Annotated in this window: 22 protein-coding genes and 1 pseudogene; 4 read left to right on the forward strand and 19 right to left on the reverse strand. The window is 45.2% G+C overall.

Annotated elements, in window-relative coordinates:
- Positions 1-226 precede the first annotated feature (226 nt).
- From IEW26_RS00660 to IEW26_RS00690, 7 genes are all read right to left on the reverse strand, one after another.
- Positions 227-892: a hypothetical protein gene (locus IEW26_RS00660; RefSeq protein ID WP_188590982.1), complete on the reverse strand. Its 666-nt coding sequence runs from the start codon at positions 890-892 to the stop codon at positions 227-229.
- 212 nt (positions 893-1,104) lie between these two features.
- A complete protein-coding gene (locus tag IEW26_RS00665; RefSeq protein WP_188590983.1) occupies positions 1,105-1,680 on the reverse strand; it encodes a cupin domain-containing protein in 576 nt (191 codons plus the stop codon).
- A gap of 214 nt (positions 1,681-1,894) precedes the next feature.
- On the reverse strand, positions 1,895-2,374 hold the full coding sequence (locus IEW26_RS00670; protein ID WP_188590984.1) for a hypothetical protein: 480 nt from the start codon (positions 2,372-2,374) through the stop codon (positions 1,895-1,897).
- Between the two features lie 43 nt (positions 2,375-2,417).
- A complete protein-coding gene (locus IEW26_RS00675; protein WP_184188396.1) occupies positions 2,418-2,789 on the reverse strand; it encodes a hypothetical protein in 372 nt (123 codons plus the stop codon).
- A 22-nt stretch (positions 2,790-2,811) separates the two neighbouring features.
- The gene (locus tag IEW26_RS00680; protein WP_188590985.1) at positions 2,812-3,558 is read right to left on the reverse strand and encodes a hypothetical protein; all 747 of its coding nucleotides are present in this window, start codon (positions 3,556-3,558) and stop codon (positions 2,812-2,814) included.
- A 1-nt stretch (position 3,559) separates the two neighbouring features.
- Positions 3,560-4,864 carry an SPFH domain-containing protein gene (locus tag IEW26_RS00685; protein ID WP_188590986.1) on the reverse strand — a complete coding sequence of 435 codons (1,305 nt, stop codon included), beginning with the start codon at positions 4,862-4,864 and terminating at the stop codon, positions 3,560-3,562.
- Between the two features lie 276 nt (positions 4,865-5,140).
- On the reverse strand, positions 5,141-6,208 hold the full coding sequence (locus tag IEW26_RS00690) for an ankyrin repeat domain-containing protein (RefSeq protein ID WP_188590987.1): 1,068 nt from the start codon (positions 6,206-6,208) through the stop codon (positions 5,141-5,143).
- A 349-nt stretch (positions 6,209-6,557) separates the two neighbouring features.
- Between IEW26_RS00690 and IEW26_RS00695 the strand changes: the two genes are divergently transcribed.
- The gene (locus tag IEW26_RS00695) at positions 6,558-7,565 is read left to right on the forward strand and encodes a serine hydrolase domain-containing protein (RefSeq protein ID WP_188590988.1); all 1,008 of its coding nucleotides are present in this window, start codon (positions 6,558-6,560) and stop codon (positions 7,563-7,565) included.
- A gap of 159 nt (positions 7,566-7,724) precedes the next feature.
- On the opposite strand, the gene IEW26_RS00700 is transcribed toward IEW26_RS00695, so the two are convergent.
- The 5 genes and pseudogenes from IEW26_RS00700 to IEW26_RS30600 form a co-directional block, all read right to left on the reverse strand.
- A complete protein-coding gene (locus IEW26_RS00700; protein WP_188590989.1) occupies positions 7,725-8,750 on the reverse strand; it encodes a serine hydrolase domain-containing protein in 1,026 nt (341 codons plus the stop codon).
- Positions 8,751-8,777: 27 nt separating this feature from the next.
- A complete protein-coding gene (locus IEW26_RS00705) occupies positions 8,778-9,476 on the reverse strand; it encodes a DUF1361 domain-containing protein (protein ID WP_188590990.1) in 699 nt (232 codons plus the stop codon).
- Positions 9,477-9,738: 262 nt separating this feature from the next.
- The gene (locus IEW26_RS00710; protein WP_188590991.1) at positions 9,739-10,683 is read right to left on the reverse strand and encodes a sigma-70 family RNA polymerase sigma factor; all 945 of its coding nucleotides are present in this window, start codon (positions 10,681-10,683) and stop codon (positions 9,739-9,741) included.
- A 39-nt stretch (positions 10,684-10,722) separates the two neighbouring features.
- Complete coding sequence (locus IEW26_RS00715; RefSeq protein ID WP_188590992.1) at positions 10,723-11,166, reverse strand: carboxymuconolactone decarboxylase family protein; 444 nt, start codon at positions 11,164-11,166, stop codon at positions 10,723-10,725.
- Between the two features lie 509 nt (positions 11,167-11,675).
- A pseudogene (locus IEW26_RS30600) lies at positions 11,676-12,191 on the reverse strand (cupin domain-containing protein); the annotation flags it as partial.
- Positions 12,192-12,373: 182 nt separating this feature from the next.
- Between IEW26_RS30600 and IEW26_RS00725 the strand changes: the two are divergent.
- Positions 12,374-12,694, forward strand: a complete 321-nt coding sequence (locus IEW26_RS00725; protein ID WP_188590994.1) for a hypothetical protein — start codon at positions 12,374-12,376, stop codon at positions 12,692-12,694.
- Between the two features lie 124 nt (positions 12,695-12,818).
- Here IEW26_RS00725 and IEW26_RS00730 read toward each other — a convergent pair whose 3' ends face one another.
- The 7 genes from IEW26_RS00730 to IEW26_RS00760 form a co-directional block, all read right to left on the reverse strand.
- Positions 12,819-13,430: an SMI1/KNR4 family protein gene (locus IEW26_RS00730; RefSeq protein ID WP_229729597.1), complete on the reverse strand. Its 612-nt coding sequence runs from the start codon at positions 13,428-13,430 to the stop codon at positions 12,819-12,821.
- Positions 13,427-13,867 (reverse strand): hypothetical protein, encoded by a 441-nt coding sequence (locus tag IEW26_RS00735; RefSeq protein ID WP_145401285.1) that lies wholly within the window; start codon positions 13,865-13,867, stop codon positions 13,427-13,429. Before IEW26_RS00735 ends, IEW26_RS00730 begins: the two co-directional genes overlap by 4 nt.
- A gap of 37 nt (positions 13,868-13,904) precedes the next feature.
- Positions 13,905-15,206 (reverse strand): hypothetical protein, encoded by a 1,302-nt coding sequence (locus IEW26_RS00740; RefSeq protein ID WP_188590995.1) that lies wholly within the window; start codon positions 15,204-15,206, stop codon positions 13,905-13,907.
- 14 nt (positions 15,207-15,220) lie between these two features.
- Positions 15,221-16,009 carry an SMI1/KNR4 family protein gene (locus IEW26_RS00745; protein ID WP_188590996.1) on the reverse strand — a complete coding sequence of 263 codons (789 nt, stop codon included), beginning with the start codon at positions 16,007-16,009 and terminating at the stop codon, positions 15,221-15,223.
- A 64-nt stretch (positions 16,010-16,073) separates the two neighbouring features.
- On the reverse strand, positions 16,074-16,634 hold the full coding sequence (locus IEW26_RS00750) for a hypothetical protein (RefSeq protein WP_229729598.1): 561 nt from the start codon (positions 16,632-16,634) through the stop codon (positions 16,074-16,076).
- Positions 16,631-17,281, reverse strand: a complete 651-nt coding sequence (locus IEW26_RS00755; protein ID WP_145401279.1) for a hypothetical protein — start codon at positions 17,279-17,281, stop codon at positions 16,631-16,633. The genes IEW26_RS00750 and IEW26_RS00755 overlap by 4 nt, the downstream gene beginning before the upstream one ends.
- A 50-nt stretch (positions 17,282-17,331) precedes the next feature.
- Positions 17,332-17,976: a hypothetical protein gene (locus IEW26_RS00760; RefSeq protein WP_229729599.1), complete on the reverse strand. Its 645-nt coding sequence runs from the start codon at positions 17,974-17,976 to the stop codon at positions 17,332-17,334.
- A gap of 324 nt (positions 17,977-18,300) precedes the next feature.
- On the opposite strand from IEW26_RS00760, the gene IEW26_RS00770 reads away from it, so the two are divergent.
- Positions 18,301-18,984, forward strand: coding sequence for a Crp/Fnr family transcriptional regulator (locus tag IEW26_RS00770; protein ID WP_188590998.1), 684 nt, complete (start codon positions 18,301-18,303; stop codon positions 18,982-18,984).
- A gap of 138 nt (positions 18,985-19,122) precedes the next feature.
- A complete protein-coding gene (locus IEW26_RS00780; protein WP_229729600.1) occupies positions 19,123-19,548 on the forward strand; it encodes a YlbF/YmcA family competence regulator in 426 nt (141 codons plus the stop codon).
- Positions 19,549-19,573 lie beyond the last annotated feature (25 nt).

Genomic DNA, 19,573 nt, shown 5'->3' on the forward strand with positions numbered 1-19,573 from the left:
TATACCAGTACTATATTCCTTAATATATCTTAACATTTCTTCATAATTCTTAATAGTTCTTTCGCCTTATCCAAAACAAAATCAATTAGTATTTTGATTGGCTACAAGGATAATAATTTTACATTTTTGTTTTATTTACTTTCCTCCAAAAAGTAAAGACCCAAATTAAGAACCAAAAAAATAATCAAACCCTCCGAAAAGAGAGCTTGATTATTCATTTTAATCTCTATTCCAGCTCTGCCAAACACTTCTCAATACGCTTCGGGATGAGCTTGAAGAGCTTGTCCCAAGTTATAAACATCTCCGGCTTCCATATGTACTCCTCAAATTCCAAACTTGGAATAAAGGCTTTTGTTTGCAGATAAGCCTTCACTTTCTGGTCGATCTGCTCGTTCGTTTGAAAATAATCTTCAAACATCTCATTTACAAGCAAACCTGCTTCTCCTGCATCAGGACCGGCGGCTGTATACAGGTTTGGCAGTAATTCAAACACCACTGGTAGCGGTGAGAATGCATGTTTCCCCGGTTGAGAGTACAAGCATACCCGCTGACCCATCAGGTTGGTCTTCTCTTTTAACAATCCTCGTAATATTCTGCCATGGAAGCTGGCCTCACAATCCACGACTTGCCCGTCATGTCCCACATGAATCCAAACATGTTCCATCTCATAGAGGTGACCAATCTCATAATCCCACCAAATTGCATATTCGATCACGTATTGAACGATTTCGGTCGGAAATTGAATCTCTCTGCGGAAAGAAGAGGATGGACCAGGCTGTTCAAACAAAGAGACCCCTACCAGGTCAGGGTAAAATGGTTCGTTTCGATCAAACAGGACAATCGGGGCATATCTCAAAGAAACTTCAAGCATTTCATGTTCTGACATTGTCATTTAAGCTGCCTCACTTTCTATGGTGTGACTTCTCTGCGAAGCGATAAGAGATATGCTGGCTCGTCTCTTGCGGAGCAGTATCCCATTCAATATTAATCATTCATGCAGAAACCTGCAAGCCGATAGCTGTGGCCGCAGGTTTTGGTCAATAATGATGAATTTAAACATAGGTTTGAGGCGTTTCATTCAGACCGTGCAGTTGTCTTCGTGGATTATGGCTTCGCTGAAGCCTTTCCCTTCGCGGATTGATCCAGAACCGCACTGTCACATCCAATCGGCGGACCAAGGATTGCATCATTTTTAATTGAAGCAACCGCTTTGGCGTAAGCCTCTTCATCCAGACAATATGCGCGATGAGCCACCTCAGGTGGTGTAGCAGCAAGAAAATCTGCCCCAAATACAATATCAGGCGTCGGCTGATCAAAAATGGTCAGCACATACACGTCATCTGTCTCTGCGATAAACCAGTGAAACCAGCCTTTGGGGAAAACACAAACCTGACCCGGCTTCAGATAATATGTAATGCGTTCGCGTGTGAAAGGATTAAACACTGAAGCTGTGATCTCTCCTGTGATCACGATCACCATTTCCGTTACATTGGTGTGCCAATGAGGCTGCACGACAGTGCCTTTGCTCAGATATACGTTAAAAAAACCATTCGCAATGGTTGGCAACTGTTCTCCAAAAAGCTGTGTGACATAATTCTGCGGGTCTCTTCGGTAGTTTACAACAGCATTGGAGTCTGCGGCTAATGGAACGTTTGGGGACTGCAAGATCGGATTGATCATGAAGAAACATCTCCTCCTTAGGCATACATCTCGTTGTTGTACTGTATGCGGAGAAAACCACGATTAATACTGCATCCAAGCTGTACAACCTTAAAAAAAGTTCCTTGCCATAATCCATCGGATTTTCCACAGTCCGTATGACAGAAAAACAGCCTCTACCTTCAGTCAGGGGAAGCTGCAGTCTTTCTTATATTCATCATCCAATCCAAACGATTCATGAAGCCTCAACCGCTGTTCCGCAATAGTCACAATCCGCCGATTGCTTCCGATATACCTTTACCTTAGCTCCACATCCTGGACAACTCACTGAAACCTGCCTCGGCGGTTCTTGAGCCTCCACTTTCGCCTCTTGTTCATCACTTCTGTCACTATTTATATTAATCTCTGTATAGCTGAATGATTGATTACTTGTATAATTCACCGTGTTACTATTATAACTGGAGTAATTATATCCGTTATCATGTTCTCGTTCAGAACCCACAGGATCGTCTCCACCATAAAATTGCCTTTGAGGAGCCCTCTTTTTCTTGAGCAATTTAATCGTAAAAAATATAAAAACAAACTCCATGATGAAAACTAAAGTTACGCCAAAAGGATCACTTTTAATAAGTTTGTAATTGCCAGATGTAAAAAAAGCAATAGGTATTCCAATTGCATAGATCATAAGGATAAATCCAAAAAACTTTCTCAGCATACTTCCTCCCAAAAAACTGCCTTTATAGCATATTTCTTCAACCCTATGAAATTCTCATTGTTGTTCCACAATAGTCACAATCTGCGGCCAGGTTCGGATACACCTTCACTTTCGCTCCGCATCCCGAGCAGTTAACTGAAACCGGTTCTTGTGGCTCATCATAGTCATCTTCATAATATTCGTCCTCGTAATACTCTTCTTCACGATCATAGTATTCGTAGTATTGATCCGATTGCATTCTTGCTTTTGGTCGAGCACACAGTTTAATTCCAGTGACGAGCACGACAACGCCGGGAATAAATAAAATAATCGTACTTATAATTGCTACATCTGCTCCCTGGGTTAACAACAATAAAGAGAGCAGTATGGTTAATGACGAGATAATGATTAGAATAATACCGAAAAACTTTTTCACTCTTTTTCCTCCTTATGCCGGATTATGATTTATGGATTAGAATCTGTTGGTTTCTCTCCCGCAGTCGAGACTGTAGACGAGAAATTTGCATTGCCAACCGCTCACTATCCATCACTTCTCCTGTCCCATACTGTGATGCCAATTCCTCATTCAACAATTCAATATCCATTAACATTTGACGATCTGTTCGCTCCATCGAAGCCGGCGTTATCGGATCACTGTATTTCACCAGCTCGATCATCGACTCTACAGACTTTCTGTTTCTGTCATAATCTACACTCGGATTCGATGGATTCTGCATCGTATTGAGCAGCTGCTCCAGCGCTTGTTCAATCGAACTCAGATTAGCAACGTTGAATTGCTCAAGGCTCTCGTGCTGGCTTGCCGACCGAATGTAAATCAAAAGAATAGCACACAACATGAAAGCGACAGCTGCTGTTATGACATGTAATAGGACAAACCAGCGCAGTCCTTGATCAGCAATGCCTGTGAACAAGCCATAGCAGATCACACAGCCCAAATAAATGACCAATACCGTACCTATAGCGGTGTAACCCGGGACGAACCTTCTAAACCGCTCCATATTTTGCATCACATAACGAACAAATAACCACAAAGCTGTAATTGCAGCATAAGACGCAACCAGATTAATCCAGAATGACATCCATATCAAGCCGCCAGCGAACACCGTAAATGAGACAAGAGATGTCAGTACCAGGCATACGAGACAGATGACATCTAAAATAAATATATTACTTCGTTTCATCATCCTAGGTCAGCCCTCCTTGTTGCAGATTGTTTCCGCATTCCAGACAAAACTTCTGACCAGGCTTAACTTCATGCTGACATTGACTGCACTTTAAAACTAAAGCTTTACCACAGTTACCACAAAATTTCGTATGAGGTGTGTTCATATGATTACAATGTGGACATGCGCTCGGCATCGGCTCCCGGCACTGAACACATTCAACCGCATGCTCTGCATTATCTGCTCCACATGAAGGACACGCATGATATTTGTCACCGCAATTCGGACAGAACCGGGTCCCCTTCTGCATCGATTGCCCGCAATTATTACACTCTGTGGTCAAAGCTTTAACTGCCAAGGATTTGCCACATTGACTACAGAAAGCGCTCTGCTCCTGATTTGGATGATTACAGTGTGAACACAAGTGTACAGAAGGTGTCTCTGTTGTAGACATCACTTTGGACATCTGAGACATCTCGCTACTGAATGAACCACCCAAACCAACGCCCATACCCATGCCTAGACCTGCCCCCATAATATCGGACTGCATGCTTCCTTCATTTTTGGCTGCACCTTCAAGGGTATCAAAGGAACGCTCCTGCTGATACGTGTATCCGATAATATCCATCTCTGCTTTGCGAGCGAGGGCTTCCCGTAAACGAATGACGGATGGATCTTCTTCAGGCAGATTGACATTGTGAATGTATAAGTTGATCAGTTCGATTCCGAATTCTTCAAATTTAGAAGTAATCGTATCTGCAAAATGTCTGGATATCTCCGCAATATAAGCATTAATCTCTAACACACTTACTTTTCTATGTATTAAATAGGAGGATAACATCGAGTTGATGTTCATGATAATCAAACCACGAAAGTAATTGATTAGATTTTGCTGATTAAACTCTGGCAGTGTGCCTACCAGTTTGATTAGAAATTTTCGTGAGTCTGCAATCTTGATCCCCATCTGCCCAAAGGCTCTGACCGGAACGATAATATTATATTTGGGGTCCTGAATCTGAATCGGATTGGCCGTGCCCCATTTAACATCAAGAGCGTTAACCTGATTCACATACCATACTTCCGCTGCAAAAGGAGATTTCCCGCCGAACGGCAGATTAATCAATCGGTTCAGGATGGGGATGTTTGCTGTGCTTAACGTATGTCTGCCCGGCCCAAACAGATCAAGAGCCCTTCCATCCTTAAACAGAATAGCCTGCTGAGATTGATTAACAATCAACTGGGTCCATGTTCCCAATTCACTCTCTGGATGCTTCCAGGCAAACACATCAGGAGAGCCGTCATACTTGATTACATCAATAATAGCCATATGTGTGTATTCCTCACTTCAAATTTAATAACTTTTGCTTGACCTTGTCCGCCTCTGATCACCATAAAATAACATTCTGCGTATTTTTCACTATCTATCTCATTTTTTCATGTTTGAGCATTGCTATTTTACCATTTCTAACCTTACTTCGCACTAGTATAGTTCATTTTTCGTGAGATTTTTTTCCTATTTGAGCACATGTAAGAGAGAACACGAAAACCTCTTGCATTCACAACGTGTGAGGAAAGAGGTTTTCAAGTTATAGATTACATTCTGCTAATTCAGAAGACGTTCCACATAAACCGCAGGTTCAGCCAGAAATTGCTCAAACGAACACAAGGTACCGTGCTCTTTGTGTTCAATATCAGCATAACCGATCATTTTTTTGCTGGGGTTCCACACGATGAATAGATGAGAATACTGATCCAGGTTAGAGGATAACCGCAGCAGTTTCTGTCTCCCCATTTTCATCTCAATCGTATCAGTCAATGAAAAGAATTCAATATAACCGACGCCAGCCGGGCGCTCCGGCAATTCCATCCGATGCGGACCTTCCGTTAAAAAATGGATCAAGGCTGCTGGCAGCTTATATGTTTTTAACGTATACAGTTTATTGCTCAGCTCATGAAACTCTTCAGGCTCAAGCGCCTTCAGATACGCTGCCAGTTCGGCGTTTTTCTGACTAACCGCAATCGTATAAGCCCGTTCCCCATCGGTTTCCTGCATCGTCACATCTGCCCCGTGTTCAACAAGATATGTAACCATTCGCATGTTATTCTGACGTACAGCTACGGTGAGTGGTGTTGCCTTGTACGGATATACCATATCCGGCTCGTTGTAGTTGACATCTACACCCTCGTTCAACAAATACTGAACGGTTTTCATATCATGATCAGACACTGCCTTGCGCAGCGTCTTGCCGCCATATTTTCGGATATCCAGCCCGAGTTCTTTCAGCACTGCGATATTCCTTTTATTGCCGTAGTAGGCTTCGTCATATGCGCTTGATTTTACACGATTCAATCCGTTTAACTTGGCCCCCTGCTCATACAGAAAACGAATTGTATCTGCCCCGCACCAGCGCGCTGCATAGAGTATAGCCGGATTATCTTTGGTATTAAGCTCAGCTCCACGCTCTACAAGCAGTCTGACCACCTTAGGCTGGTTACAGATCAATGCGAGTTCGAGCGGAGTAAGTTCAATATGATTGCTCAAAGATATGTTGTCTTCAAGGTCCATACTTTGATCTAAAAATTTTTCCACACCTGCAACATTCCCCTCATAGATGGCAAGAGCTCGGTCAGGCAATATTTGGAACGTTCCTTGATTACCGATTTTATACAAAAGTCTAACCTCCTTGTAAAATACACTTCTTCACGTTACAACAATTCGCGTTAGATAAGAAAACTTTGAGATGCATCACTGATTATGCTAACATAATGGGCAACGATTTCCATTTCTATATAAGTTGAACTAAAGATTTTACACAATCCACTCCGATGACAGAATAACCTTCCAATCGCTGTTATCCCCAGATTTTTCTGATTCCCTTTTCCAAAGGGGAAAATCCGTTGATAAAGGCGACCGCTCCGCTTTTTCAGGTTTTTTCTGTCCTCTCCGTTAACGTGTAAATGAATAGTTCAACTTATATACATTCAAAACTACACTTACAGGACCGCACAGAAAGGACCCTATGAATCTCTCAACTCTTCAACATACATTGGCAAAATCAATTTCACCGCTCGATCTGCGAAGCTGTCTGATCAGTATGCGCAGCGAGACGGTCTACACGCATTATCGCAATACGCAAGCGGAGACACATATAGTCAAAATCAATTCATGTACGAAGAGCTTTATCTCCGCACTCATCTGCATTGCTATGGATCAGGGCTTGCTCCCCGAAGCAAGCACACCGATATCCACCTTTTTCCCGCAGCTTGCCTCTGATCCTGATCCGCGTAAACCAGCCATTACACTAGAGCAGCTGCTTACGATGACTGCTGGATTTAACTGGGACGAGTTCGGTGGGCAAAATTCATTTCCACGTATGACACGAACCGAGCACTGGGTTGATTTTGCGTTAGAACAAAGCTTGCGTCATAAACCAGGCACACACATGGAATATAACTCAGGTGTCTCGCAAATACTTTCCGCCATCTTGATGCAGCATACAGATATGAGCGTTGCCGCGTATGCGGAGCGTTACCTCTTCGGCCCTCTCGGCATTCACGATTATGAATGGGAGCAGGACCCCCAGGGCGTGCATACTGGTGGATTTGGTATGAAGCTGCTGCCGGCTGATTTGCTCAAGTTCGGACAACTTTTCCTTCAGCAAGGACGGTGGGAAAAAGAACAGCTCATATCCAGTGACCTGGTCCAACGTTCCACGCAGCCCTTTATCGCTGTGTCCCCTCCCAACCGCGGCAGTTATGGCTGGCACTGGTGGGTGGATCAATACGAGCCTGCAAAAGTAAACGAGAACATTGCCGGAAGCCCGGCATTAGATAACACCTCAGCAGAACAACATCGTCCGTTGCACTATTACTATGCCAGAGGATTCGGAGGGCAGTATGTATACGTTGTTCCCGAACTGGAGCTTGTAGCCGTGCTGACCAATGATAAACGCAAAAAAGAAAAGCCTCCACTGGATGTATTTCCAAAATGGATCGTTCCAGAACTATGGAAGCTCGCTCGCTTATAAGGGGACAAATCTGCGGATTAGGGATACCTTGTCCAGCGATCTTCCCGGTAATTTACCGAGGATACACTAAAGCTGTATCCACGCTGCACTCGAAAGATATGCCCTCGCCTCACCCGTCAAAGCTGTTAAGCTGGAACACGGGGAAGTGTGAGGGCCTTTTTATTTTTTCAGCATCTGCTCCACTGCCAGCGTTACCGGATATGGCCCCGACTCTTGATTAGATATGACTACAAGCTGCACGCCATGCTCCGGATAGACACCCGACATAAACGACACGCCTGGATCAAAACCCATCACATGGTATTTAAATATCTTCTCTTCCTCAAGCTCCAGCCAGACACCCAGGCCATAATACTCCTCATCCTCATCATACGCGTGTGGTGTTAACAAGTAACTTGTCATCTTTTCACTTAATAACGTATGGCTCATCAAAGCATCCCAGAAACGCATCATATCCGGTGCAGTCACATATGCCCCCCCATCTGCTCCTCCTTGTACCGGAATCGAAAAAATATTGCTCGTCCATCCCCCATCATCAGCGTCAATATAACCCGTAGCCGTATTACGCGGAAGCTGATCTGTGCGAAAATAACCTGAATCCTGCATACCGCATCGTTTGAGAATATGCTCCTGCACATAGCTGGCAAAGGAAACTCCAGCATGTTGTTCTACAATAAGCCCAAGCACGATAAACGCTGCATTGTTATAGTGGAATCGCTCCCCAGGCGCAGACTTCATCGGCAGCTGCTGGAACATGGGCAGAAAATCACGAAGCTGCTCCATTATGTATACCGGCCTGTCTTTCCACAGCTCCGAAAAATCTTGCATAACTTCCTCATCAAAGTAATCGGGTATGCCCGAAGTATGAGTCAATAATTGATGTACCGTGATCTGCGGGTCCCATGCCGGAAAAGTTATATTCAGAACATCCTGTAATCTGGACTCTAGTGAAAACTTCCCTTGTTCTGCCAACTGAGCTATACTTACCGCTGTGAAAATCTTACATCCCGAAGCGATGCCAAAACGTGTATTCACATCATTCAGACGCTCATCACTGCGATTTGCATATCCTCTCGCTAATTGAAACAGCATCTGACCATTCTGCTTGCACAGAACAACGCCTGAGAAATCGTTTTGCTCCATAACCTCTTTCACTTTTTCCACGGCCCTCTGATGATCCAGCATGTTGAATTCACCTGCACCTTCTTGTGATTAGTTGGTTCGTTCATCCCGCTGACCCGACTCTCTCGCATGAATCAAATAATATAACGAGAGGTAGATTGTAATCAGGAACGTTGCAAAGAACATACAAAATGCCAAGGAAGACCGGCTTACACTTTCATGCATCAATTGCAGCAGCGTCTCGCGATTCGTTAGTGCATCCCAGCTGTTTAACCGATACACACGCCCAAGCAAAACGCCATAACTGGCCAGTGCCGTTCCTCCTAATACAAAAATCCAGGAAGCTGCATGCCCCAAGCGTTGATTGATCACACCCTGAAGCTGATACATGGAGAAGAAACCAATAAGCAGACCTGTCCATACAAACATCAGCACAACACTCAGATCATACCAGTAGTTGAAGCTCACACCGTTTCCAGTAACGTATCTTGCGCTTCTGGAGGACAAATGAAGCAAATCCGTAACGATATACGATGAGTTCGGGAAAAAGAGCAGCCACAGCATGCCACTTGGAATTGCAAGCCATATCGCTAATTTCCATTTTAATTGGCTGAGCCCATAGGTTATGGATGAAAATATAAATGGAAGCCAGCCCAGAAACAGATTCCAGATCAGGAAGCGGAAATACCGCTGATTCAGCCAGTCGGCCGCCACGTAGTATAAAGCCACCGTAACCACCGTGACTGCACTGAGAAAAATAAACATGTGCAACCCATTCAGTTTTTTCAAAGCCTACAACCTCACTTGTTGTAAAATCCAAATCACACTTCAAAATTTACATATATTTACCACCTTTAAATCTACTAGCATCATACCATATCTATCTGATCGATCTCCATTTTGTAAAAGAAACGCAAAAAAAGACACTCATCCGAGTGTCCGTATGCATGTAGAAGTTAATTTTCACAACCAATGGTGATATAGACAAGACTCCAGTGAGAGGTAATGTCTATGAACTTCGCTTTTTCTGCTGTTGTCATGTTTGCAACTTTTATGCTTGTGCTTTGACCGACAACAGTTTATCAGGGTTAACAATAAGATATATTCCCTTGATTCGCTCGCCTGAAGCATCCGTCTCCAGACACAGCACTTCGGTCAGCTTACCCTCTTTCATCAAGGCCAGCTGCAGCTCACCGTTAATCCAGGCATGCAGCCATTCCCGTTCCCTTAATGTTTTAAGCACTCGTGGAGAGGTTAGAATGGCAAGTACCCCCTTGTGTACACTCATCGTTCTCATAATCGTGCGCACAACGCCGCCTCCGTCCGCTGTAAACACAGGCTCGTTCGTCAGAAGCTCCAGCATCGCTGAAACGTCGTGCCGAAGAAAAGCCGTGGTGAAACGGCTAAGCAGATGCTCCTTCATTTTCCAATCCGCATTATACGACTCGGCTGCTGCTGCACGTTCAGGCAGATGACCTCTGGCACGACGATAGATTTGACGACAGTTACTCTGTGTTTTCCCCAGCCATTCCGCGATTTCCGCATAATCATACTGGAAGGCTTCACGCAGGACAAAAACCGCACGTTCCGTGGGAGATAAACGCTCTAACATGACCAGATAAGCGTAAGATATCATCTCTTTTTGCTCAAGCGCCTGCTCCGGTATATTCTTTGTCTCATACACACCCAGCGGCTCAGGAAGCCATTCCCCTACATAGTGCTCCCGTTGGTTACGGGCGGAATTTAATACATTCAGGCTGCGGTTCACTATCATTTTTCCAATATAAGTTTTCGGTTGCTTGATATCCTGATTTGACATACTCTGTAAGGTCATAAAGATGTCCTGAACAAGATCCTCAGCTTCTGTCACACTTCCGAGCATACGGTAGGCGATGGAAAAAGCGTAGTTTCTGTATTGCGAATACAACGCACCAACATCCAGAGAAGGCGCTTCTGTATTATGTTCATGTTGATCAGTATAGAGCCTGGATTGCACACAATCGCCTCCTCTGGCTGAATCCGTTTTGAGTTCGGGTTAAAAACACCCCGGGTACATACCTGTCGTAATCGCTATACGGTTCCAACTGTTAATCGAATTGATTGCCATAATCAGATCAACGATTTCATTTTCACTAAAATATTCTCGAACTTTATCATACAGCTCCATGGAAACGCCTTGCTCCGATATTAACGTAATCGCCTCTGCCAGTTCAAGCATAACACGCTGTTTGTCTGTGAATAAGGGGACTTCGCGCCACACGCTGAGCAGAAGAATATGATCACCGTAGTCACCCAGCTTCATTAAATCCTTGGCATGCATGTCCAAACAAAAAGCACAGCCATTGATCTGCGACACGCGAATTTTCAACAACTCATAAAACACCTTGTCTTCAAATTGCCCAGATACATACCGCTCCAACCCCATCATCGCTTTAAAAGCGCCCGGACTTACTGTCCTGTAATTCATTCGTACATTCATTTTTGATTTGCCTCCATCATTTGATCTACATGCTGAAGACAAACAGCAGATCAGGTTTGTGACATCGTGAGGGGAATTTGATATAAAAATTTTAAGAAAAGCACTCTACGTTATAAATGGAGTACATTTTACACAGACACTCCAATGACAAAAAAACCTGGAGAGTCTCGCTCATCCCCAGATTTTTCTGTCTTCATCGTTTATGCTTTTTCTTCTGAATTCTGTTGCACAGGAAGCTCGGTGTAGTAAGGGCACCCTGGCTCATGGATAATACGGGGGTCAACCCATGTGCCCCAGTATGGGAGGCGATTTACATAAGGTGGTACATGAGGGGCAAGGTTTGGCTGCACATTGGGCTGTGGATTAGGTTGCATGTTGGGTTGCATATTGGGTTGCATGTTCGGTTGAACATTGGATTGAGACTGAGGCTGCGTATTGGGTTGCACATTAGGCTGGAGATTCGGACCAACATTAGGCATCGGGTTTAAAGCAGGGGCAATTTGCGTTTTGCAATCCGCAGGAGGCCCGATAATCACCGTTTTCTGTATGGGGGCGAGTGTCTCCTGCACTTTCTGTTCGTTCAGACAATACGTATGAGCCAGCACGTTGGCAGGGGTCAGCCGCAGAATATCGGAGCCAAATATCGCTTCAGGCACAGGTGCATCAAAAATGGCAAGCAGATGGGTATGATCGGCTGTCGCCACTTCATAATGCCACCAGCCTTGAGGTACATTCGCGGTTTGACCCGGTGTGATCGGGTAATGAAGCAGTTGGTTCGTAAACGGATTAATGAGGGAAACCACTGCTGCACCGCTAATACAATAAACAAGCTCGGTTGCATTTTGATGAATATGAGGTTCAACGACATTTCCTTTACTGAGAAAAATATCAAGCAGCGATGTGTTGCCTAATGTGTTCAGCTGTTGTATTGAAAGTGCGTTAATATAGTTATACTCATCCTTCTTAAAGAACGGATTTTTGCTTAGATCATAGGTGAATTGTGTGGTTGGTAAGGTGTAATCCATGGTTGAGGTTGCCAAAATAAAACGCCTGCCCTTCGCTCGGTTTAGGTGAAACCCTATATCCTCAGCTTATGCCCATAGCCCATTTCCGTGAGCCCAATTCACTCCCTTTAATTCTGCTGTGTCAGCTGCTGACCTTGCCGCATAGGCTGATATCATCCATTCAGATATTGGAGGCCAGTTATATGTCCTATGTACCGGGTTCAACAACAACCCAACAACCTGTTACTTATCCGTATTATCCGCCACCTCCCCCACCACCGCCGTATCCTTATCCGTACCCTTATCCCTATCCACCAGTAGTACCTGTTCCCCTGCCCCTTCCATATCCCATCGGGGGACCGGGGCCATGGTGGCATGGAGGATATCCGGGACACTACCCGGGATTTCCCGGCGGCCCGCACATAGGCGGCCCTGGAGGACCTGGAGGTCCGGGCGGTCTCGGGGGACCCGGTGGGCCTGGAGGTCCCGGCGGGTTCCATGGTCATCGTTTTTTCCAGTGGTAACATCTGAAAGTCCAAACGTTTAACCCAACAAAAGGCATCACGCAGGAGCTATGGATTAAGCTTCTACCGTGATGCCTCTTCATCTTCTTTATGTTCTAGCCACATTTCAATGTACAAGGTGCACTTAGTATTCAATAGCATCCAGAAGGCTCAGGTTGCGGTTCGACATTTGAAGCAATTCTGTAAAGGAAGCAGCAGCATAATACACAAAGTCCGGATCATGAACATGCATAATAATCTGCCCGTATGTGCCTGCCTCCGCCGGATCAAAATCAAACAGCAAATATATTGAACCGCCAGCCATCGCGGCAAAAGGAATCCATGAGGTGTTGAATAAATACGGCTTGATCTCCGGGTCCAGCTCACGAATTTCTTCAGCCTTATAGTGCTCCTCCAGCATCTCATCCACATCACAGAAAAATCGCTTGGTCTCCTGCATCTCCTCCAGCGACATCAGATAAAACGGAAGACAGCGCCCCTGCTCCGCATTCCCTGGATACAGCACATGCAGACCATAACCACTGCCATTGGTATGACGGTAAAAAGCACGAAAATCCTCAGGCAGGCGAACATTATACTGCTGCTCGAACCTTCCCAGTTCTTCCTCTGCCACCCCTTCCAGCAGAAGGTATTGGTCGTATAACAGACGAATCTCTTCATCCTGAATTTTATCGTGCAACAGCTGATTCATCACATCCCGTAATCTGTCCATCGTCATATGTAGCTCAGAATTCATACCCCTTCACCTTCCGTATTGCCTCTATTTTGTACATACTGCTCATATTCCCAGAAGGCCTCCTGCTCTCCGCCGTCTTCGACCAAAATCATGACTGCATACGAGAACATACTGAGCCACTGCTCCATTACAGCCACCTGCTCGTCCGAGATCAGATGATTACTGCGAAGCATGCCTGCCGGTTCAACCGCCCAGGCTCTCGCCAAATGAGTAATGCTCCATAAACAAGCTATTACCTCACGATTCAACGTCGGACGAGCAAGCTCCGGGGCCAGCACGCGTAATATGCTCATCAGCTCATGAAAGTTCTCTTCGATTAAATGACCGCGAAAGGGCCGAAGACTGCCCAGAAAACCTTGCTCCACTTTAGGATGAGTTACATCATCACAAGCGAATGCGTGGCATTTTAATAAAAAAACGGCCTCTTCGCGTTCCATGTCTATCACCCTCCAGCCTGAAATCTCTCATTCGACATTACCAGCGCAGCGGCTCCTCATCACGCCACAAAACATAACGCTCCAGTTCACGTAGTGTGCCTGTGCCTATGCCGTATTCATCCATACTTTGTGAACACAGATCAAGAAGATGCAGCATGCCCCCGTATGTTCCGACTGCAAGCTGTGATTGCTCAGGAGATACAGCCAGAGAATAGATCGTTGAGCCGACAAAATGCCGCCAAAGCTCCTTCCCTGCATTGTTGATGCAATATAAATAACCGTAAGCATCACCAATGATCATACCTGCTTCAATCTCAACCATCGTATAAACACGAGCGTTCTCGTCCATGAGCGGCCATTCTTCCGAGTCTCCGTGACCCTCTATATCAGCTAATTGAACCTGAATGGTGACCCCGTTATAGAAATGACATGCATTAAACCAGACATGCTGATGATCCCGGCTGAATGCAGCACAATGCGGATAACTGGATTGCGGCTCAATCTGAAATACTTTGTTCATTTTTCGATCCATAACGGTATGGCTGCTCATCTGGCTGCCCCATGCAATCCAGCGTTCATCATATGAAACAGCAGCATGCCCCATCGATAAGCGGGTATCTTCATATTCGTACTCTTGAATCTCGGCCACATCCGGATGAAGAATCGTTGCCTTCGCCTGCTCAATCAGGTATATCCCCAATTCAGACTGAAGCAGTAACGTCCGCCCATGATCAACAGGTATCAGCTTTTCTAACGTATATTCGGGACGCGTTGAGTCCGCAAGGGATTCAATTCCGGGTAAAACAGCCCTGATATGCTCATGGATCTCACTCCAGTGATACCATGCCACCTGTTCTCCTTCCAGCCTGCAGTCAGGCTGACGGATGACACGGACCCCTTCGCTATTCGCGAGAGCAATGTACATTCCATCTGGCGAACTGCCTGCAAATGTTGCATCCGGGCTTCGCCACCAGCCTTGCTGATCCATCGTGTACACTTGACCTTTATTCGATGACAAACCTGTATTACAAAGGATCGTTCCGTCATTCAGGTAACCTGCTACTTGAACTGCCTGCATCGAATTCTGAAAATGGTTGCTGAGCGGCCAGGTTGCTGCCGGCAATTCCTTGCGAAGCCGTTCCACTTCCCCCTGAAGGTTGGCCTGCTTCACCATTTTCATTACTTTGGCACTGATCGTATGACGATTATCATCCGAAAGCTCGGATTCGTCTGGCTGCTCGCCTTGCAACATGCTGCGGACGAATGTGTTAACATCGCCTGCATACCGCATGCCTTCCATACGCCATTTTTCAGCAATCTCTGTATTAAGCCAGCTCATGCCACTTCTCCCCCTTATTCTCTTCGCTGCTTTACTTCCGTACAATAATGTGCCAGCAGAAACTGTCGTATCTCCCGAATTACCTGTATGTCCTCAGTTTTCTGCACTTCCATTTTCTGATCCTCTGTCTCCTGTTGCCCTTCTGCTTGCTCAGAAAACAGTGCAATCTCTCGTTCATAGGCATAATTAAAGCGCACATACCCACCGATGGATGCTCGAAACAGCTTGCAGGTATATTCGTCTTCAATGACCAGATCCCACGCGAACTGCAATTGGCACAGGCCAGCCAGCTCTTTCATGGAAAGCCCGTTTTCTTTACCTGTATAATGATAAAAAGTATACGTCCGCATCTCATTCCATGGTTCATAATACGCAGGTCTGAAAGGCTTATCCTTTTGATAATATCCACAGTAGATTTGATCCAGAATTTCGGGGAAGGACTTATCTGAGCAAGGCCACAGCGTTATCTGTTCATCATGCCGTGGAAGCCAGATCAGCCCCTCCACCTGTGCATGAACAGCCAGAAAGTCTCCATCCACCGAAGTCCCGATACACACACACTCCTGCAACTGCTGCTGGTTGATTGGCGTTTCGTCTGTATGCTCCCAAAGATCGTATTCCACAAATGGCTTCAAAACCTCAGGATCAGGCCGCTGCACATTCATCCAGCCTGAATATGTACCTTCCCCATATAGCTGCATCCAACGCTGATAGGCCAATGGCAGACGAATGCTGTGCTTCTTCTCCACTTGCTGCAATTCTTGCATAGATACCGGCTTAATTAGATGAGACACAATATACATTCGACAATCGCTCCTAGCGTTGAATTTTCCGACTTTCCCCAGACAAAATCAGTTCCATTACCACTTAGGCCAGCTCTTCCTGAACAATTTCTGTATCAATACCTTTCCGATTACGAATTCGGATCGCAAATGCATCATAACCATTACGCTTGACCTCATTAAAATGTACACGTTCTCCTGTAATCAGCTCATACGTTCCATCTTCCTCAACATCCTCGCCAAACTCCTCATCCCAAGGCACGTTGTAGAACGCTGTCAGATGAACTTCAAAGGTATCCTCACCCTCAACGTCCAGATAAGGTCGAAGGGGGCGGTTGTTCACGTCTTCCTCGGGGTACGTCTCACACAGCATCGCATCATAGCCGTGCTTCGCCGCATCAATCAGCAGATAACGCTCTCCTGTAACGGTATGTTCGGCATAAACCAACAACGGTGTCATATCATGCCACAAAATCAGATCATCCTCATCAAGGTCACCATAATAAAAAATATGAAACTGATCATGTCCATCAGGTGCCTGAAGCTTGCCATTCCATTCCACCTCATGAGCCACACCTTCGGTCTCCCTCTTCGTCAGCCCATCGAGATATAACGGTCCATGCAGTACACCATACATATTCATCATTTTCCCTCCATTTTGTTCATTCGAATCGTTACCACTTTATGCTCTTCGTCCACCGTCAATTTTACATCCACATGCAGCTTCTCACGAAACAACGCCGTAATGTTCAGATACGGGTCACGAGCAGGTCCTGAACCACGGTTGCTTGTGCGGCTCATGCCTTGATGAATGATAGACTTTACCAGGTTGTCATCACCTTTGCCCGTTTGTTCATAGGTGTAAATCACGTCTCCCTCACGATCCATAAGTGTCAGGAGGGTAACAAAGTCTTTGGCATTCTCGTATTTATTCTCGGTTCGAACATACTTGTGCTCGGATTGCAGAAATTCCACTTGTCCGTCCAGAAACGGGTTATCTCCTCCGGGTTTAACCTCATACTCCCTGTACGCCAACTGGAACAAGTTTTCAAGTCCACTCGTATCCATACGATAGTAGAGCTGACGATCTTCTCCCTTTTTATCCATCGCTGCGAAGCTGTTGGTGATCAGCCATGTCTGATATGATTTCCCCTGCACATCTACAGCAATGGCATAATCGGATAACACCTTTTCTTTTTGAAATACACCATACGTCTGCATAATAAAATAAGCAGGTATGCACAGCATAGCGATAACAAACAAAACAACACTGAACATGATTCGTTTTTTCAATGCTTCCCTCTCCCTGATTCAACTAATATCCACGATATCTGATGCAATGCTTAGAAGTTATGCTGCATTTTTGACAGCACACGGGTGACCGTTTCTCTGTTTTTGGCATCTTTAATATAAGCAGGAATGCTGTGCGAAGCTGTTTTGATCATTTTCCCTCCAGATTTCACCCGCAAATCGGCCGATACATATGCAATCAGATAATTCAAATGCTCCCGGTTTACAGCCCAAATCTGCTTGCCCCGCACATGATCCAGAAAATATAACTCCAGATCAAAGAGAGGATCTCGGCCATTTTGAATTTCACGATAATAACCTCGACTGGTTGGTCTTTTGTGCATCTCGGCCTGATTAACAGCTCCACAGTGCGGGCACGTAATATGTACAAGCGAATGGGATATCTGTTTCTTATCCGTTACCTCTACACTAATCCAACGCTCACATACAGCACAATATCCTCTGCCGATATATTCGTAGTCTTCTTCTTTGACCGCCTGAGCGTAGCACTGGCTGCATCTCCACTGCACTTCGCCATTAGCGCATTCGATATAAGCGTGCCCTCCACATTCAGGACATTTGACTTCAATTCGTTCACCACGATGCAGTACAGCATAATAGCTGTATTTATACGCCCCTTCATCCTCGAAACGTTTCAATTCAAAATCACCTCTTCTGTGAATCTGTTGCTGAATCAACCTCGTTTGCCCCATATTGTTCCATATAACCATCCCCCAAATTATATGAAACTCTCAACGCAAGCACAACAAATCCAGACTTAACCACTCAAAATAACATCCATAGTCCTACATAAGTGTGTGCCCTGTCACACCCATTACTACATTGATGTCGTAATCTGAATACAAGAGCAAGACCAGTTTAAACACTTCACCAATGGAGCAGCTGCGGTACTGCGTATAACCAAGAATGGTCAAAATCACGGTGGAAATGGCATGTCCCATTCAGGTGAGAAGCACGTCTGTAACCCATCCTTAACTGATACAAATGAGGTGATTCTAAAGATGATTTGTTCTCATATGTCGAATGAAGCCTGCTTCGCCAAAGTGCCTCTATTTAAACATCTGGCCTCGTCCGAGGCCGACTTGTTAACCTCTCTTTTGCAAACACGTCACTACCACAAAGGAGACTATGTCGTTCAGGAGGGTGAACGTTCAGACACACTTTATGTTATTCATCAAGGCAGTGTGAAGCTGTGTAAATACACCGAAGCTGGCAAGGAGCATATTATACGCTTTTTGTTTGCTGGAGATTTTTTCGGTCAGGACGCCCTGCTTCATCAAATGCCCCATCCATCGAATGCTGAGGTTTTGGAGAATTCAGCAATATGTTCTATACACAAGCATGGGTTTGATCAACTGCTCGCATACGATCCCAAGCTGGCTTATACTTTTCTGCTGGCCCTTTCGAACCGATTACGTGAAACAGATGAGTGGAACCGTTCTCTCCGTGCGATGACAACAGAACAAAAGATTGCCAAGCTGCTTCTGGACTTTCATATGCGCAATCACGCAAAACCCGAAATGCGCTTGCCTGTTTTCAAAAAAGACATGGCTCTGCTGCTCGGTATTACCCCCGAGACGTTAAGTCGAAAGCTGAGCAGCATGCAGCGTCAACGGCTGCTTCAAGTCAATGGCAGTGATATACGCATTTTGCAGCTGGAGCGTCTGCAAGGCATGATCCCCTGAACCTTTTATTCAGCAGTTTGTGCAATATCCGGATTCAGCCTGCATTGTGAGCATCGTCACAGTGGGTATGTACCTTACTATTTACAGTTATTACGATAGTACAGTTAAATAATATAGAATTTTCAGGAGGTTATTTCTATGACTACCGTTGTTAAAATGGATAAACAAATCATTATGCATAAAATGCAGGAGCTGTGCTCGTTACTGCTTCAGGACCAAGGATATCAGGAGATGCGCAGTATGATCGATCAATTCGCCGCTGACGAAGAGGCCACTGCACAATTTGAATGCTTTATGGCGAAACATCAGGCTTTCGAAGAAAAAAAACGTCAGAATATCGAACTGCTTGAATCCGAGATCCAAATATACGAACAGGAAGAGCGTGCGCTCTATGATCATCCACTGATTCGCAGGTTTATCTACGCTCAGCGTGAGTTCAGTCAGCTTCATCAGCAGATCAGCCATTATTTTACCAAAACCGTAGAAATAAACAGGCTTCCTGAAGCCAAGGAATCAGGTAAAGAAACATGTGGCTGCGGCGGAAGCTGCGCCAATCATCATTAAGCTTTACACTTCGTTAACCAAAGAC

This window comes from Paenibacillus silvae (assembly GCF_014639235.1).
GTDB classification, from domain to species: Bacteria; Bacillota; Bacilli; order Paenibacillales; family Paenibacillaceae; genus Paenibacillus; species Paenibacillus silvae.

Coding starts and splice junctions, on each gene's coding strand:
- IEW26_RS00660 (WP_188590982.1), bottom strand. CDS start 892: ATGACAATGTCAGAACATGAAATGCTTGAAGTTTCTTTGAGATATGCC.
- IEW26_RS00665 (WP_188590983.1), bottom strand. CDS start 1,680: ATGATCAATCCGATCTTGCAGTCCCCAAACGTTCCATTAGCCGCAGAC.
- IEW26_RS00670 (WP_188590984.1), bottom strand. CDS start 2,374: ATGCTGAGAAAGTTTTTTGGATTTATCCTTATGATCTATGCAATTGGA.
- IEW26_RS00680 (WP_188590985.1), bottom strand. CDS start 3,558: ATGATGAAACGAAGTAATATATTTATTTTAGATGTCATCTGTCTCGTA.
- IEW26_RS00685 (WP_188590986.1), bottom strand. CDS start 4,864: ATGGCTATTATTGATGTAATCAAGTATGACGGCTCTCCTGATGTGTTT.
- IEW26_RS00695 (WP_188590988.1), top strand. CDS start 6,558: ATGAATCTCTCAACTCTTCAACATACATTGGCAAAATCAATTTCACCG.
- IEW26_RS00700 (WP_188590989.1), bottom strand. CDS start 8,750: ATGCTGGATCATCAGAGGGCCGTGGAAAAAGTGAAAGAGGTTATGGAG.
- IEW26_RS00715 (WP_188590992.1), bottom strand. CDS start 11,166: ATGAATGTACGAATGAATTACAGGACAGTAAGTCCGGGCGCTTTTAAA.
- IEW26_RS00725 (WP_188590994.1), top strand. CDS start 12,374: ATGTCCTATGTACCGGGTTCAACAACAACCCAACAACCTGTTACTTAT.
- IEW26_RS00730 (WP_229729597.1), bottom strand. CDS start 13,430: ATGAATTCTGAGCTACATATGACGATGGACAGATTACGGGATGTGATG.
- IEW26_RS00735 (WP_145401285.1), bottom strand. CDS start 13,867: ATGGAACGCGAAGAGGCCGTTTTTTTATTAAAATGCCACGCATTCGCT.
- IEW26_RS00740 (WP_188590995.1), bottom strand. CDS start 15,206: ATGAGCTGGCTTAATACAGAGATTGCTGAAAAATGGCGTATGGAAGGC.
- IEW26_RS00745 (WP_188590996.1), bottom strand. CDS start 16,009: ATGTATATTGTGTCTCATCTAATTAAGCCGGTATCTATGCAAGAATTG.
- IEW26_RS00750 (WP_229729598.1), bottom strand. CDS start 16,634: ATGATGAATATGTATGGTGTACTGCATGGACCGTTATATCTCGATGGG.
- IEW26_RS00770 (WP_188590998.1), top strand. CDS start 18,301: ATGATTTGTTCTCATATGTCGAATGAAGCCTGCTTCGCCAAAGTGCCT.
- IEW26_RS00780 (WP_229729600.1), top strand. CDS start 19,123: ATGACTACCGTTGTTAAAATGGATAAACAAATCATTATGCATAAAATG.